The sequence below is a fragment of the Curtobacterium sp. VKM Ac-2887 genome, assembly GCF_015350935.1.
Lineage (GTDB): Bacteria > Actinomycetota > Actinomycetes > Actinomycetales > Microbacteriaceae > Curtobacterium.
The window spans coordinates 63,598-79,745 of the sequence record NZ_JADKSB010000010.1 but is presented as its reverse complement, the minus strand read 5'-3'; the positions used below and the strand labels follow the sequence as shown (position 1 = coordinate 79,745).

General features: G+C 72.6%; 12 protein-coding genes and 1 tRNA gene. 10 read left to right on the top strand and 3 right to left on the bottom strand.

The genetic code is table 11. The features are described 5' to 3' along the window. Window positions 1-26 precede the first annotated feature (26 nt). Window positions 27-374: a hypothetical protein gene (locus ITJ69_RS13010; RefSeq protein WP_123293483.1), complete on the bottom strand. Its 348-nt coding sequence runs from the start codon at window positions 372-374 to the stop codon at window positions 27-29. Beyond that, a complete protein-coding gene (locus tag ITJ69_RS13005) occupies window positions 364-1,512 on the bottom strand; it encodes a DUF6177 family protein (RefSeq protein WP_194672956.1) in 1,149 nt (382 codons plus the stop codon). The genes ITJ69_RS13010 and ITJ69_RS13005 overlap by 11 nt, the downstream gene beginning before the upstream one ends. A gap of 198 nt (window positions 1,513-1,710) precedes the next feature. Between ITJ69_RS13005 and ITJ69_RS13000 the strand changes: the two genes are divergently transcribed. The 10 genes from ITJ69_RS13000 (at window position 1,711) to ITJ69_RS12955 (ending at window position 12,454) form a co-directional block, all read left to right on the top strand. After that, window positions 1,711-1,784: transfer RNA gene (locus tag ITJ69_RS13000), tRNA-Gly, on the top strand. 14 nt (window positions 1,785-1,798) lie between these two features. Next, the gene (locus ITJ69_RS20990) at window positions 1,799-2,416 is read left to right on the top strand and encodes a GntR family transcriptional regulator (protein WP_123339989.1); all 618 of its coding nucleotides are present in this window, start codon (window positions 1,799-1,801) and stop codon (window positions 2,414-2,416) included. 181 nt (window positions 2,417-2,597) lie between these two features. Beyond that, window positions 2,598-4,046: an MFS transporter gene (locus ITJ69_RS12990; RefSeq protein ID WP_228505596.1), complete on the top strand. Its 1,449-nt coding sequence runs from the start codon at window positions 2,598-2,600 to the stop codon at window positions 4,044-4,046. Between the two features lie 80 nt (window positions 4,047-4,126). After that, window positions 4,127-5,029, top strand: coding sequence for an ABC transporter substrate-binding protein (locus ITJ69_RS12985; RefSeq protein WP_131922140.1), 903 nt, complete (start codon window positions 4,127-4,129; stop codon window positions 5,027-5,029). After that, window positions 5,026-6,036: an ornithine cyclodeaminase family protein gene (locus ITJ69_RS12980; protein WP_194672955.1), complete on the top strand. Its 1,011-nt coding sequence runs from the start codon at window positions 5,026-5,028 to the stop codon at window positions 6,034-6,036. The genes ITJ69_RS12985 and ITJ69_RS12980 overlap by 4 nt, the downstream gene beginning before the upstream one ends. Window positions 6,037-6,062: 26 nt before the next feature. Continuing rightward, window positions 6,063-7,031 (top strand): class A beta-lactamase, encoded by a 969-nt coding sequence (gene bla / locus ITJ69_RS12975; protein ID WP_194672954.1) that lies wholly within the window; start codon window positions 6,063-6,065, stop codon window positions 7,029-7,031. A 101-nt stretch (window positions 7,032-7,132) separates the two neighbouring features. Continuing rightward, window positions 7,133-8,401: an NAD(P)/FAD-dependent oxidoreductase gene (locus ITJ69_RS12970; RefSeq protein WP_194672953.1), complete on the top strand. Its 1,269-nt coding sequence runs from the start codon at window positions 7,133-7,135 to the stop codon at window positions 8,399-8,401. Beyond that, the gene (locus tag ITJ69_RS12965; RefSeq protein WP_228505594.1) at window positions 8,398-9,534 is read left to right on the top strand and encodes an FAD-dependent oxidoreductase; all 1,137 of its coding nucleotides are present in this window, start codon (window positions 8,398-8,400) and stop codon (window positions 9,532-9,534) included. The genes ITJ69_RS12970 and ITJ69_RS12965 overlap by 4 nt, the downstream gene beginning before the upstream one ends. Continuing rightward, on the top strand, window positions 9,531-11,090 hold the full coding sequence (locus tag ITJ69_RS12960; RefSeq protein ID WP_194672952.1) for an ABC transporter substrate-binding protein: 1,560 nt from the start codon (window positions 9,531-9,533) through the stop codon (window positions 11,088-11,090). Before ITJ69_RS12965 ends, ITJ69_RS12960 begins: the two co-directional genes overlap by 4 nt. Then, on the top strand, window positions 11,087-12,454 hold the full coding sequence (locus tag ITJ69_RS12955; RefSeq protein WP_323743100.1) for a M20/M25/M40 family metallo-hydrolase: 1,368 nt from the start codon (window positions 11,087-11,089) through the stop codon (window positions 12,452-12,454). Before ITJ69_RS12960 ends, ITJ69_RS12955 begins: the two co-directional genes overlap by 4 nt. Window positions 12,455-12,511: 57 nt before the next feature. On the opposite strand, the gene ITJ69_RS12950 is transcribed toward ITJ69_RS12955, so the two are convergent. Then, window positions 12,512-16,144 carry an HtaA domain-containing protein gene (locus ITJ69_RS12950; RefSeq protein ID WP_194672951.1) on the bottom strand — a complete coding sequence of 1,211 codons (3,633 nt, stop codon included), beginning with the start codon at window positions 16,142-16,144 and terminating at the stop codon, window positions 12,512-12,514. Window positions 16,145-16,148: the final 4 nt, after the last annotated feature.

Here is a 16,148-nt window from a genome sequence, read left to right as displayed (position 1 = left end):
CGCGTCCGGCGTCCGCGTCGGTTCCGTCAGTCGCCGTGGACGATGCAGACCGCGTCGAGGTCGAGCGCGGCCTCGAGCGCCGCCGAGATCCCGGACTCGCCGTCAGCCCCGGCGGGGGTGACGGTGTCGACCCACCACAGCGGCGTCGCGATCGTGGGGGCGTCCGGCAGGATCCGCTCGACCTCGTCGAACGAGTCCACCCGCCGCACCCCGAGCACGGTGATCACCGGGTGCGTGGCGTCGCGGCAGACCTGCAGCATCGGGCCGTCGTCGAGGGCTCGGACACCCCAGGACTCGTCGTGCAGGAGCAGTGCCTCGGCGACCTCCCGCGGCTCGACCGGCTGGCGGCAGAGGATGGTGACGTCACGCGGCACCGTGACCGCCTGCCACCCGGGCGTCCCGCACGTGTCCGTCGAGCGTGCCCTCGTCGTGGGCCGGGTCGAGGGGCGCTCCGCCGACGAGCTGCAGGAAGCGGTCCTCGTCGATGCGGTCGAGGAAGGACTCGAGGGCTTCCCAGCCGTCCTCGAAGCGGACGATCATGCCGCCGTCGACGATGTCGCTGTCAGCGGCACCGGTGTCGCCTGCTCCGGACGGGTCGCCCGCCCCGGACCGTTCGCCCGCCCCGGACCGGGTGCCGAACGTCGCCGTCGTGGTGCGCGGTGGCGGCCAGACCCCGTCGCGGTCCAGGAACTCGGAGGCTTCGGGTCCGACGACGACGGCGAGCGGCGACGGCTCGCCGTGCGACACCGCGCGGATCAGGTGGTCGGCGTCCCCCCGGCGCTGCATCACCACACCGAAGACGGGCACGACCTGGTCGGCGACCTGCTGCACGGCGTCGAACAGGCGGTTCGCGAGCTCCGGGTCGGTGTTCTCCTCGGGCACGGTCAAGACGGCGGACATCGTCTCGACGACGACGCCACCGACCAGGTGGGCGGTCATCGTGGCAGAGAAGCCCTCGCCGACGGCGTACGAGGTCGACACCCCGGGTGCCTCGTGCTTGGCGTACTGCGTGACGACCCATCGGTCCCACGGAACGGTGAGCGGTTCGGCGGTGCCCCAGCGGGTGGGGCAGGTGCCGACGGTGTGGCACAGGGCCTCGATCGCGGACCCCATGTCCACGGCACGCTCGGCGTGGTGGCGGAGCGTCAGGTCGATGCTGATCTGGCGGACGGAGTCGGCTGCGACCGGGTGCTCGGGCGACGGTGTGCCGACGAGTTCGGGGCCGCGGTGCACGAAGTCCTCGATGCCCGAGGCTGCCGCACCCGTCCGGCCGTCGCGCAGTGTCCCGTCGAAGTCGGCGACGGCCCACGCGGCACCGTAGGCACCGAGCGCGTGCCGCAGGGCGGGGGTGATCGCGGATTCGCGCCCGGTCCGCAGCAAGACCATGCGGCCGGCGTCCGCCGAACGACGGAGAAGTGAGGCGAGCGCGTCCGTCAGCCACACGACCGGCGAGGCGGACTCGACCACGATGGCGGGACCGACCACGTCGTCGATGAGGGGATGCCTGACCATCCGGTCCTCCTCGGGTTCTTCGGCGCTGGAACTCCCTGGACGGTACACACGAGGACGACACCTGTCCGTCAGGCTGGCGTGCTCACAGCGGAGACTCGGGAGGCACGACACACGCCCGACAGGAGGCGTACGGTGCGCGGTCGGCTGGCTTCCAGGCGAGAATCCGATAGGCTTGCCGAGTCCCGTTCTGCGGGGTGCGCGAGTGTAGTTCAATGGTAGAACTCCAGCTTCCCAAGCTGGTAGCGCGGGTTCGATTCCCGTCACTCGCTCCAACTAGCATCGTGCTGTGGAGTCCAAGCCGGCATCTGTCCTCAAGGCGATCAGGGCCGAGATCATCGCCGGCACGCTCGCACGTGGCTCCCGGCTGAAGGAAGACGCCCTCGCCGAACGCTTCGGCGTCTCGCGGGTCCCCGTGCGCGAAGCACTCCGGCAGCTCGAGACCGAGGGGTTCGTCGAGTCCGAGAAGTTCAAGGGCGTCCGGGTCGCCGACTCCTCGACCGAGGTGGTCATCGAGCTCATGCAGATCCGCCGAGGACTCGAGGTCCTCGCCGCCGAGCTCGCCGCCCGTCGCCAAGGTGGCGAGTGCGCCGACCTGCTCCGTGCCGTCGGTCGCGAACACCGGTCCGACCAGGAGGTCGAGGCCGCGCAGTCACCGCGGTTCGCGTTCCACGGGCTGGTGGCACGTGCCTCGGGGAACAGCCGGCTCGAGACGATGATCGACCACCTCATCCACCAGACGGCGTGGGCGTTCGAGCGGGTCACGCAGGACGAGGTGGCGTCGAGCAGCGATGACCACACGGCCGTCGCCGGCGCGATCCTGCGCGGCGCGTCGGTGCAGGCAGGGCTGCTGATGGACGAGCACCTGCGCCGCGACGAAGCGATCTACCGGGCCCTGAACCCGTAAGAACGTATACAAAACAGCCCGAGAGCTTGGCGAGGCTCTGCCTGGATGCTTGAATATGCAGGTGATTCAGGCAGCCGTAACGAACCGTCTCGTGTTCGAAACCAGCCCGAAACAGCTTTTCGTATACAAAAGAGTGACCGCACGGTGCACCCACCTCACTCTTCCCCCGCTGGAGTTACGAATGACTGCTGTAACCCGCTCCACCGCACCAACCCGAACCGCTTCCGCCACCCCGTCCTCCGGCGGCGTCGGATCCGCCCTCGACTCGATCGGCTTCACCCGGGCCCAGTTCTGGGTCCTCATGCTCATCCTCGCCGGGGAGTTCTTCGATACGCTCGAACAGAACTCCATCGGCGCGATGGCCACCAACATCAAGGCCTCGCTCGCCATCGGCGACGTCCAGCTCTCCACGATCAACACCGCCACCGTCCTGGGTGGCCTCGTCGGCCGGTTCCTGGCCGGCTGGCTCGCCGACAAGTACGGTCGGCGGTTCTCACTCGGGCTCAACCTGCTCGTCTACACGCTCGGCGGCCTCCTCAGCGCCGTCTCCTTCAACTTCGACATGCTGCTCGTCAGCCGGTTCATCGTCGGGATCGGCGTCGGCGGCGAGTTCATGATCGGCATCGCGATGCTGTCCGAGATGGTGGCCACCAAGTACCGCGGCGGCCTCATCGCGACCATCAACGTCGGCGCCGGCGGCATCGGCAACTTCATCTCCTACGGCCTCTTCCTGCTGCTGCTCGGCCCGCTGGCCGCCCCGCTCGGTGGTGACGACCACGTCTGGCGCTGGACGTTCGTGATCCTCGCGATCCCCGCCCTGTTCGTCGTCCTGTACCGCCGCAAGCTGCCCGAGACGCCTCGCTGGCTGCTGTCGAAGGGCCGGGTCGACGAAGCGAACCGTTCGCTCGCGGTCCTCGCCTCGAACACGCTCACCCCGCCCGCCGACGCCGCTCCCCCGGTGCGCCTGACGCCGGCCGACCTGCCGCCGGTCGCTCTGCACTCGTCGCCCGCAGCGGTGTTCCACAAGCTGGTGCTCCGTCGGACGATCGCGATCGGGGTCGCCTCCTGGATGGCCTTCGGTGTGCAGGTCACGCTGAACTTCCTGATGCCGACCCTGCTCGTCGAGCGTGGGTACACCGTGTCGCAGAGCCTGCTCTACACGATGATCATGAACATCGGATCGCTCCTCGGGTGCACGGCAGCGGCGCTCCTCGCGAACCGCGTCGGACGACGGCCCCTCATCGCCGTCGCGGGCATCCTCGGCTGCCTCACCGCCCTGGCGTTCGCGGCCTTCGGCAACGACACCGCCGCGATCCTCGTGCTCGGTGCCCTGTTCCAGTTCTTCACGATGCTGACGAACACCACCCTCGCGGCGTGGACCGCCGAGGTCTACCCGACCGCGATCCGTGCTTCCGGCGCCTCGATCGTCAACGGCATCGGCAACATCGCCGGAGCGGTCATGCCGTTCGCCGCGATCGCGCTGTACGGCTCGTGGGCCTTCGCCGGCGTCTTCGGACTCGCCGCCGTCATGTACGCGGTCCTCGTGGTCGCGTCACGCTTCGCACCGGAGACCCGCGGCCGGTCGCTCGAGGACGTCAACGAGAACGCCCTCTCGACCACCGCCGCCTGACCCACCTGACCACCCGCACCAACCGCACCACCTCGGTGGGCCGGACACCCCGGCCCACCACCCCACGATCGGAGAACACCATGGACACCCTGAAGATCTCGGCGACCGCGAACGGCCTCAACTACCTGCCCGAGTACGTCGCCGACGTCGGCGGTCTGTTCGCCGAGCGCGGCCTGTCCGTCACCGCGAAGGCCTGCGACCCGTGGACCGGCGTCCTCGACGACATCGACTCGCACGAGGCCGACCTCGCCCTCGGCGGTCTCTGGGTCCCCGCGATGTACGCCGGGACGCCGCGGAAGCTCTCCGTCGTGGGCCAGCTCAACCACGGGTTCCCGATGACCATCGTCGCCCGCGACGAGACGAACCCGATCACGCTGGACTGGCTCGCCGGCAAGGTCGTCCTGGCGCCCGGCGCCGGCGGCAGCGCCCCGTACGAGTTCACGGCCGGACTCGTCCGCGAGGCCGGGTTCGACGTCGCGGCGACCCGCTTCGTCCGCGACCTGTCGACCGCCATGCTCATCGAGCTGTACCAGGGCGGGCTCGGTGACGCGATCATCCTCGACCTCGTCTCCGCCCAGGAACTCGTCGCCGCCGGTGGGGGCACGATCGTCTTCCGGCACCTCGACGCCGGTGGCGTGATGCCGAACAGCGTCTACTACACGCGCACGGACCGCATCGACGAACTCGGCGACCGGGTCGACCGGTTCATGGACGGCATCGCCGCCGCGATGGCCAAGATCACCGCGGGCGACGCCGACGCCGAGATCGCGGCCGTGCTCGCCGCCCGGTGGCCGGAGAAGGACGCCGCCCTGCTGCGACGGGCCGCCGACGAGATGGCTGCCGGGGGCGTCTGGGACTCCGCGGTCGTCGACCGCGATGCCTCCGACCGCTGGATGCGCATCCTGTTCGACGGTGGCCTCACGACCCACACCCCGTCGCTCGAGGAGCTGCTCGGCGCCTCGACCGCCGTCACCGCGTCGTGACCGTCGTCCTCGGCGCTGCCGACGTCGCCGGTCTCATCGACGCCGTCGACGTCGTCGGGGCCGTGGAGGCCGTCCACGCCGACCTCGGGACCGGCGCGATGCAGCAGCCGGCCCCGGTCGCCCTGACCGGCGCCGACGACGCGCTCTTCCTGCCGATGGCCGTGCGCTCCGACCGGCTCGGGCTCGTCGCCGTCAAGCTGATGGCCGACATCCCCGACAACGGTGCGCGAGGGCTGCCGTCGCAGCGCTCCACGATCCTGGTGTCCTCCTCGGTCACCGGCGAGTGCGTCGCCGTGCTCGACGGCATGACGATCACCCGGGCACGGACCGCGGCGACGACCGTCGTCGCGACGAAGCACCTCGCCCGCTCGGGCAGCCGGACCCTCGGGATCCTCGGCGCCGGCAACCTCGCCGTCGAGCACGTCCGTGCCTTCGAGGCGACGCGACCGTTCGAGCGGATCGTCCTGTGGTCACGGTCGTCGGGGACGGTCACCCGGTTCCTCGAGGCCGTCGGACCGCACGTGGCCCGGCGGTGCGTGGTCGCGCCGGAGGTCCGTCGCGTGGTCGAGGAGGCCGACGTGCTCTGCACCCTGACGCCCTCGGTCGACCCGATCGTCCGCGGCGCCTGGTTGCACGCCGGCCAGCACGTGAACGCGGTCGGGGCCCGTCCCCGCCCGACGCACCGGGAGCTCGACGGCGCGGCGATGGCACGCGGCACGCTCTTCGTCGACAGCCGGGCCACCGCCTGGACGAAGTCGGGTGACCTGCTCGAGGCCGTGGTCGAGGGGGCGGTCCCGCAGGACCTCCACCCGGCGGAACTCGGCGAGGTCATCGCCGGACGCGCACCCGGCCGGACCGGGGACGACGAGATCACCGTGTTCGACTCGGTCGGGCTCGGCGCGCAGGACCTCGCCGTCGCTGCCCGGCTGATCGACCTCGCCCGCGAGCGGGGCGTCGGGACGCAGGTCTCCGTCGCCCGGGTCGGGGTGCCGGTTCCCGGCGTGTGACCAGGGTCGAGCGGCAGGGTGCTCCCATGCACCAAGCTCTCCCCCTGGTCGTCGGCGGCACCGTCGCCGTGCTCGTCCTCGCCGGGTGCTCCGGTGGCGGCTCCGTCGGACCGACCGCGTCGGCCACGTCGTCCGTACGGTCCACGAGCACACCGACGAGCACCTCAGCGACGACGCCGCCGACGACGACGGACGCCGCGACCACCGCCACGGTCCGCCGAGCACTCGCAGGCCTCGAACGCGAGTACGACGCGACGGTCGGCGTCGTCGCGACCGACACCGTCTCGGGTGAGACGGTCGCGTACAACGGCGACCGACGCTTCGGCTACGCCTCGACCATCAAGGCGTTCGCCGCGGCACAGTTCCTGCGCTCGGTGCCCGCGGACGCCCGGAACGAGGTCGTGCACTGGACGGCCGCGGACGTCGCCGCTGCCGGGTACTCCCCCGTGACGGAACAGCACGTGGCCGACGGGCTGTCGTACGAGCAGCTGGCCGAGGCAGCCGTCCGGATGAGCGACAACACGGCCCTGAACCTCGTGCTCACGCGCATCGGCGGTCCGAGCGGCCTGGACGCCGCGTTGACCGAGCTCGGCGACACCACCACCGAGGTGGTCCACGGCGAGCCGGACCTCAACACCATCGAGCCGGGCAGCACCGAGGACACCACGACCCCGGCGGCGTTCACCGCGGCCCTGACGACCGTGCTCGACGGCAGCACCCTGGACCGCGCCGACACCGCGCTGCTGGTCGACTGGATGGGCGGCAACGCGACCGGCGACGCGCTCATCCGGGCCGGCGCACCGGACGGCTGGGTCGTGGTCGACAAGTCCGGGGGCGCCGGGCCGATCCGGAACGACGTGGCGCGGGTGACCCCGCCCGGCGGTGACCCGATCGTGCTCTCGGTCCTGACCACGCGGAACGACCCCGACGCCGCCTACGACGACGCCCTGGTGGCCCGGTCGGCATCGGCGGTGCTCGACGCGTTCGACCGCTGATCGACCGCTGATCGACCGGCGCGGCGATCGCCGTTCTGCACCGCGTCACACGGCGTCATGAACGACACCTGTCGGGGACCCCGGGACACTACGCTCGCTCCATGTCCTCCTCCGGATCCCCCGTGGTCGTCGTCGGCGCCGGCATCATCGGACTGAGCGCCGCGTGGCACCTCGCCGGGCTCGGGCAGCGGGTCCTGCTCCTCGACAGCGGGACGGTCGCCGGGGGCACGACCACCGCGGGTGCCGGGTTCGTCGGCCAGTGGGCAGCCGGGTACGCCTGGTACTGGAACGAGTCCGAACGCGACGTCGAGCAGTACGGCATCGACTTCTACCGCGACCTCGCCGGCGCCGGCCACGGCCCGACCGGGTACCGGCAGAACGGCAACGTCTGGCTGACCGTCACCGAGCAGGGCCGGGCCGACCACCTGCCGCCGTTCGAGCAGCACCCGCTCCGGCCGGCCGGGGCGCGGACGCTCACCCCGGCCGAGGCGGCCGACCTCGTGCCCGGGCTCGACCCGACCGCGGTCACCGCGGGCTTCCTCCATCCGGACGGCATCCAGATCAGTGCGCCGGACACGGCCGCAGCGCTGGTGCACGCGGTCCGTGCGCGGGGCGTCGAGATCCGCGAGCACACGCCGGTCGCCGGTCTGGAGGCCCGTGGGGGCTCCGTCACGGGCGTCCGGACCGCGAACGGCGAGGTCATCGACGCCGCGAAGGTCGTGCTCGCCGCCGGCAGCTGGACGAACGCCCTCCTCGCCCCCTTCGGGCGCGAGCTGCCGACGGTCCGGGTCGTCGCCAGCCGGCTCGTGACGACGCCGTTCGGTCTGCCGGGCACCCTGCCGACCCTGATGCTGCCGGAGCTGCACGGCCTGTGGATCCGTGAGCACCGCGGCGGCCTGACGTACGGTGCCGGGCCCGGGTACGAGCCGCTGCACGTCGGCGGTGCGGACCGGAGCGACGAACCCGACCGCCGACCGGTCCGCACGGACCTGCTCGACGCCATGCGGACCTACCTGCACCCGATCGTCACCCGGCTGCTCCCCGCCGCCGCGAGCGTGCTCGGGGTCGACGAGACCCCCACGCAGGGCGTCGTCTCGATGACCGCCGACCGGAACTTCATCGTCGGCGCGGTCCCCGAGCTCGACGGGCTCGTGGTGGCCGGTGGCGACAACGAGTCCGGCGTCACGCACGGTCCCGGCCTCGGGCGGATCGCGGCGGAACTGAGCGTCACCGGCACGACCACCCTCGGCGACGCGAGCCGCTACGCCCCGGCACGGTTCCCGGCGGCGGCCCCGACCGAGGCCGAGGTGGTGGCGATGATGCCGGCGCGGCGCGAGGCCGACGCCCGACGAGCCGGAGCCGTGGCATGAGCGACGTGCTGAGCGACCGGGCCCCGACGCACGTCGTGATCGGCGGCGGGGTCGTCGGCGCCGCCACCGCGTACGCCCTGACACTCCGCGGCGAGCGCGTCCTGCTCGTCGAGCAGCACGAGCGCGGGCACCACAACGGCTCGTCCCACGGCGCGACCCGGATCTTCCGGCAGGGCTACGCCGACCCCGAGTACGTCGCCCTGACCTCCCGCGCGCTGGCGCTGTGGGAAGCGCTCGAGGGCGCTGCGGACGAGGAGCTCATCGTCCGCACCGGGGCCGTCGACCACGGCCGCGCCGAGGTCGTCGACGCCATCGCCGCCGCACTGACGGACGCCGGCATCCCGCACGAGACCCTCAGCCCGGACGCCGCGGCCGCACGCTGGCCGGGGATCGCGTTCGAGGGGCACGTGCTCGCACACGCCACGGCCGGTCGCATCCGGTCCGACCGTGCCATCGAGTTGTTCCTCACCCTGGCGGAACGGACGGGGCTCGCCGAGCTGCGCTTCGACACGGGCGTGACGGGGCTCGAGGACCACGGCGACGACGTGACGGTGACGCTGTCCGACGGGTCCACCCACCGCACCGCGTCCGTGGTGGCGGCCGTGGGGTCGTGGGCCCCCGCGCTGGTCGGCGACCTGCTCGCCGGACGCGGGGCGGGCCTCCCGGCCATCCGCGTCACCCAGGAGCAGCCCGCGCACTTCCCCAGCCGTCTGCCGGACCAGGCGTGGCCGAGCTTCGTGCACTGGGCGGCCGACGACGACGTGTACGGCCTGCTCACCCCGGGCGAAGGCGTCAAGGTCGGGTTCCACGGCACCGGCCCCGTCGTCGATCCGGACCACCGCGACTTCACGCCCGTGCCGGCCGAGGCCGAGCGGCTGCAGGCCTACGTCGCGCGGTACGTGCCCGGTGTCGACGCGACGAAGCCGACCTTCATCAGCTGCCTGTACGACAACTCCCCCGACGAGGACTTCGTGATCGACCGACGTGGTCCCGTCACCGTCGCGACCGGGTTCTCCGGCCACGGCTTCAAGTTCGCACCGCTGCTCGGCGACATGATCGCCGACCTCGCGACCGGCGGGGCCGCACATCCCCGTTTCTCCCTCTCGAAACCATCCCCCTCAGGAACCCCGTGACGACCCGACTCCTCTCCGCGCTCGCGCTCTCCGCTGCCGTCGCCGCCGTGCTCACCGGCTGCGCCTCGACCGGGGCGTCCACCGACGTCTCCGACGGCCTGGTGATCGGGACGACCGATCCCGTCACGTCCCTCGACCCGGCCGGCGCTTGGGACCGCGGCAGCTACACGGTGCAGACGCAGCTGTACCAGCACCTGCTCACCTACCCGGCCGGTGAGACCACGACGAGTCCCGAGGTCGCCGAGTCGTGCGACTTCACCGACGGCACCCACTTCGTGTGCCGGATCCGTGACGGGCTCACGTTCTCGAACGGTGACGCCCTGACGGCGAAGGACGTCGTGTTCTCGTTCGAGCGCCAGGTCGGCATCGGCTCCGAGAACGGTCCGGGGTCGCTGCTCGCCAACATGGCGTCCGTGGCGGCCGACGGTGACGAGGTCACGTTCACCCTGAAGCAGGCGAACGACCAGACGTTCCCGTACGTCCTGGCGAGCATGGCCGGGGCGATCGTCGACAGCAGTGTGTTCTCGGGGACGAAGGTCCACGCGGACGACGGGGTCGTCGGGTCCGGTCCGTACGCGCTGCAGCAGTCCGCCGACGGCGGGGCGACCATCGCGTTGACGGCGAACAAGGAGTACGACGGCACCGCGCCGGAGTCGTCGAGCGTGACGATCAAGCAGTACACGAAGTCCGCCGACCTCAAGCTCGCGGTGCAGGAGGGTGACGCCGACGTGGCGTACCGCCAGCTCACGCCGACCGAGGTCACCTCGTTGTCCGAGGACGACGGCCTGCAGCGGGTCCAGGGCTCGTCGGGCGAGGTCCGGTTCCTCGGCTTCAACCTCGACACGATGCCCGGTGACGACACCGCGCAGAAGACCGCGATCCGCCAGGCCGTCGCCGCGACGGTCGACCGCGCGGCGATCGCGAAGGACGTCTACCAGGGCACCTACGCTCCGGCGTACTCGATCGTGCCGTCCGACTTCACCGGCGCGACCGATGCGTTCCAGACGGAGTACGACGGCGCCGACCCCGCGGCCATCCTCGAGAAGGCCGGCGTGCGCACGCCCGTCACGCTGCCGATCGAGTACACGACCGACCACTACGGCTCCGGGTCGGACGACGAGTACGCACTGATCAAGCAGCAGCTCGAGGACACCGGCCTGTTCACGGTCGACCTGCAGTCGGCGAGCTGGGACACCTACGTCGGGAACGTCGGCAAGGGCGAGTACCCGGTCTTCCAACTCGGGTTCTTCCAGGACTACCCCGACGCCTCGTCGTACCTGACGCCGGCCTACGGTTCCGAGGACGTCAACCTGCTCGCGAACCACTTCGACGACCGGGCCGTGCAGCAGCTGGTCGCCGCGCAGGCGGTCGAGGCCGACGCGACCGAGCGGACGAAGCAGATCGAGGAGATCCAGCAGGACACCGCCGAGTCCGTGCCGCTCATCCCGTTGCTCGCCGGGCAGGAGAACGTCATCGGGCAGAAGTCGCTCACCGGGCTGACGAAGTCGGTCGACGCCTCTGGTGAGTTCCGCATCTGGGAGATCGGGCGCTCGTGAGCACCGGCGACGCAGCGCTGCGCGACGCGGTCCGCGCCGGGATGTCCGCGGGGCTCGACGAGCTCGCGGCGCTCGTCGCCATCCCGTCGGTCCACGACCCGGCCGTGCAGTCGCTCGACGACTGCCGCCGCGTCGCCGAGCGCGTGCGGGGTGCGTTCGACGGCCTCGGCCTGACCTCGTGCCTCGTCACGACGTCGGACGGCTCGCAGGCGGTCCTCGCGACCCACCGCGCGCCGCCCGGCGCCCCGACGGTCCTGCTCTACGCCCACCACGACGTCCAGCCCGCGGGCGATCTCGCAGCGTGGACGAGCGACCCGTGGACCCTGACCGAGCGCCAGGGTCGCCTGTACGGTCGCGGTGCTGCTGACTGCAAGGGCGGGGTCGTCACCCACCTCGTGGCGCTGCGGGCGCTGCTCGACGTGCACGGCTCGTTCCCGGTCGGACTCGTCGTGGTCGTCGAGGGGTCCGAGGAGCAGGGCACCGACGGTCTCGAGCAGTACGTGTCCACCCACGCAGCGGACTTCGCCGACGTCGACACAGCCGTCGTGATGGACGCCGGCAACGCCGCCGTCGGGGTCCCCGCGCTCGTGACCACCCTGCGCGGCACGGCGTTCGTCGAGCTGCGCGTCCGTGCGCTGCACGGCAACGTGCACTCCGGGATGTTCGGCGGTGCCGCACCCGATGCCGTCGCGACCCTGGTGGCCCTGCTCGCCACGCTGCGCGACGACGCCGGGGACACCACCGTCGACGGCCTCGAGGCCTCGCAGACCTGGGACGGCCTGCCCTACGACGCCGACCGGTTCGCCGCCGACGCCGGGCTGCTCGACGGCGCGGTGCCGATCGGGTCCGGGGACCCGGCATCCCAGGTCTGGGCACGGCCGGCGCTGACCGTCGTCGGCATCGATGCGCCGGCGGTCGCCGGGTCGTCGCCGTCCGTGCAGGCGACCGCCGGTGCCGCGCTGAACCTCCGGGTCCCGCCGGGCGTCGACCCCGCTGCCGCCGGCGATCTGCTCGTGGCGCACCTGCTGCGGCGAGCGCCCGCCGGGGTCGAGGTCACCGCGCGGGTCACGGGCACGGGCGACGGCTTCCGGGCGACGGCGGGGCAGTACTCGTCGGCGTTCCGGAGCGCACTGGCATCGTCGTACCGGGTGTCCTCCGTGGGCTCCCTCGGCGGCGGCGGATCGATCCCGCTCTGCGCGACGCTCGAACGGGCGATCCCGGGGGTCGAGGTCATCCTGGCGGGGGTGTCCGAGCCGGCTGCGAACGTGCACGCGCCGGACGAGAGCGTCGATCCGTCCGAGATCGAGCACATGGCCCTGGCCGAGGCGACTTTCCTCGCCGGCCTCGGAGCGGCCGGAGGCTGACCCGCCGGGCGCCTGGGCCGGGCGCCGGCGCCGTCACGCGACGCCAGCGCCCGGGCGTCAGGCGGCGGCAGGTGCCGATGGCTTCCGCCGCGTCCGAACCTGCAGCACCCCCGTCAGCAGCAGCACGACCAGGCCGATCGCGAGCACCACGAGCCCGCCGAGGAACCCGATCACGACGAGCAGCATCGTCTCGGTGGACATCCCCCCGCCGCTGCTCCCGTCGGACGCGGCCGCGGCGGCGACCGACCCGTCGGTCTGCTGCGTGACCGCCTCGACGCCGTCGACCACCGTGAACGGCACCGCGACGACCGTTCCCTGGTCCCCGACGAGCACGACGTGGTGGTCGCCGACCTCCAGGCCCGTGGTGTCGACCGAGGCGGTGGCTGTGGCGTCCTCGACGGTGAAGTCGTCGCCCTGCACCGGTTCGGAGTAGGTCCACACGCTCCCGCCCTCGTCGTCGCCCGTCCACGGCAGGCGGAGCTCGAGCTGGTCACCGGCGGTGACCTCGTCGGGGATCCCGGCGTCGGCGGCCGCGACGGTCGTGATGTCGCCGGCGTCGATCTTGCGTGCCAGCTCGTCGGAGTCCGCGGCGGGGGCCGTGGGTGGCTCGGCGGCCGAGGGGGCCTTCGCGCTGTTCCGGGGCTGGGCGGCGGTGTTCCGCGGCGCTGCGGTCGGCGCGGCCGTCGGCGCCGTGTCCGAGGCGTTCGTGATGGTCGGTGCCGTGGCGGCCGGCGGCAGCTGCACGACGGGCGGCTGGATCACCGTGCCGCCGTTGCCGCCGGTACCACCACCCGTGGTCGGACCGGTCGGCAGGGTGCCGGGGACCGTCTGTCCGGCGAAGTACACCGGCGTGAAGGTCTCGAGCGCGGCGTCGGCGGCGCCGTGCGCACCGATGGTCAGGACCCCGCACTGCACGGCCCCGGACAGGCAGTCGACACGCTTCGTCGACTGGCCGGTGAACGTCGAGCGCGCGATGACGCCGCCCTGCGTGAAGCCGGCGTTCTTCGTGCCGCTGAGCTTCGCGGTCGCTGCGGCGCCGGTGCCGGTGTTGTCGGGCCAGGCGACGAAGCCCTGGCCGTCCTGCCCGGTGCCGCCGGACCCGGGGACGTAGTCGTAGCCCGCGCCGGCCGCTCCCCCGGCGCTCGGGTGCTTCGTGACGTACCCGAACAGCACGTACAACCCTGAGCCGTTGGTGTTCTTCGTGAAGCCGGAGCCGGTCACGGTGAGCTTCGTGCCCGCCGCGGCGGTCGAGAGGCCGGTGGCCGGCCGCACGTTCGTCGAGGCACCCCGGGCGTTCTCCGCCCCGGTGATCGACCCGTCCGCACCGACCACGGTCGACTCGCCGCCGGTGCCGCCGCCGCCCGTTCCCCCGCCGCCGGTGCCGCCGCCCGGGTTCGTCGGCGCCTGCACGGTGACGCGCAGGGTCGCGGTGTCCGAGGCGACCCGACCGACGACGGTCGCACCGAGGACGTTCGTGGCGACCGCGCGGTACCGGTCGCCGTCCAGCCCCTCGGTGGCCGTGATGCGGAGTGCGCTGGTCGTCGCGCCGGCGACCGAGGGACCGTCCTGCAGGTCGGCCCACCCGGACGGGGTGTGCTGCTGCCACTGCACGGTGGGCGTCGGGGTCCCGGTCGTGGTGACCGCGAAGGACACCTGCTGCGGCGTGGCGGGGGTCGTGCTGCCGTCGGTTCCGGTGGTCGCGCCGGTCAGCGTCACGGCGACGTCGGCCGGCTGCGCCGTGATGGTCGGGGTGGTCACGACCGTGAACGTGCGGAGCCCCTGGTCGGCGGCGTCGGGCGCGGCGTTCACGACGCCGACCACCGCGCGGCCGTCGGCAGCGACCACGATCGGGTCGCCGGTGTACGTGGTGCCGGGCTGGTACTCGGCACCGAGCGTGGGCGCGGTGCTGCCGTCGATCGCGTAGGCGCGGACGACGTTGCCGGTGTCGGTGCTGCCGGCGGCCGACACCCAGAGGCGCTTCGCGGACTCGTCGACGGCCAGGTACGCGGCACCGCCGACCCGGTCGATCGAGGTCGTCACGGCCGGGGTCCCGCGCAGCGAGACGGCTCGGAGCGTGGCGTCGCCGTCGTTGCTCCACCACGCCCGGCCCCGGGAGTCGACGACGGTCCCACCGGTGGCCCCGGACGTCGCGGTGGCGCCGATCGACACGTCGGCGACCGAGGCTCCGGTGTCGAGGGCGACGACGCGGGCGAGGGCGGCGGCCTGGTCGAATACGACGGCGCGCTTGCCGGTCCAGTCGACGCCGACCGACGAGATCGTCCCGGTGACCGAGCCGATCAGGGTTGCCGTGCGGGTGACGGCGCGGACGGTCCCGCCAGCGGGGCTGGTGCCGACCTCGGTCACCGCACCCGAACCAGAACCGGAACCAGAGCCAGAGCCAGAGCCAGAGCCAGAGCCACCCGAACCAGAACCAGCACCCGCTCCCACTCCCGCACCGACCGCGGCCACCCGCAGCAGCCCCGCGGACCCACCGTTCGCGGCCGGGGCGACCTGCGCGACGATCGAGCCGTCGGCGGGGTCGATCGTGAACGCCTTCGCGGCGGGCACCGCGACGGACGGCTTCACGTGCACGACGTCCCGGTAGGCGGCGTCCGTGCCGCGTTCGACGACGACCCAGCCCTGGACGTTCGCGCCGGTGCCGCCGAACTCCGCGGCGGGCAACGACGCGGTCGCGACGATGTTCCCGGTCGACGGGTCGACGCTCGGCTTCGAGGTGGCGACACCGGGGTCGATCGGCCCGGCGACGCGCTTGCCGTCGTCGTCCACGACGAAGTAACTTGCCTTGGCGGTTCCGGCAGCCGGTACCTGCACGACGTTCAGGGCGCGCGCGGCGTCCCGCACCACCGTGGTGACCCGGCCGATCGTGCTGTCACCGACCGTGGTCTGCACGCCGGTGCTCACGAGCCCCTGGACGCCGGGGTCGCTGAATCCCTGGTCACCGTCGGCGCCGCCGTCACCGTCCGTGCCCTCGGCGGCCCAGTCGCCCGTCACGGCGACCGAGAGCGGGTCCAGGGCGGTGCCCGCGGCGTAGAACTGGGTCGGGTTGCCGCCGCCGGTGACGTCGGCTGCGAAGGCCGCTGCACCCGCCGCGGTGATCGTGGTGGGCAGACCGGTCCACGAGTACTCCCCGTCGGTGACCGATCGGGTGCCCTTGGTGACGTCGATCGTCGCGAACGCGATGCGCTTCGTCCCCGGGTCGGACGTCGTGGCACCGGTCGTCGGGTCCACGAGCCGCACGTCGACCCCGGCGGTCAGGGTGCCGGTGGTCGGCGTGAGTTCGATCGCCGGGTCGCGCAGCGAGATCACGAACGTGTGTGCCCGGTAGTCGAACACCGCGGCGCCGGAGCCCGTGACGGTGAGCTTCCGCGTGCCGGGGTCGTAGCTGCCGCCTGACGCGGCGAACCGGAACGTGCCGTCGGCGTTCTTCGACGCACCGCCGGACACCGACTGCCCTGCGGCCGGCACGTAGTTCCGGAACGACTGCTTGAACCCCCAGTCGAGCGTGCCGCCCGTGACGGACGTGCTCGGGCCCGAGGCCGCGGTGGCCGCGGTGGCGGCGGTCGCCGCGGTGGGCACGGTGCCGGCGACGGCCGCCGTCAGGCCGATGATCGCGGCGACGGTGGCGCTGAGCGCGCGGAGGCGACGGGCCGGTCTGGTCTGGGTGTGCATCGGT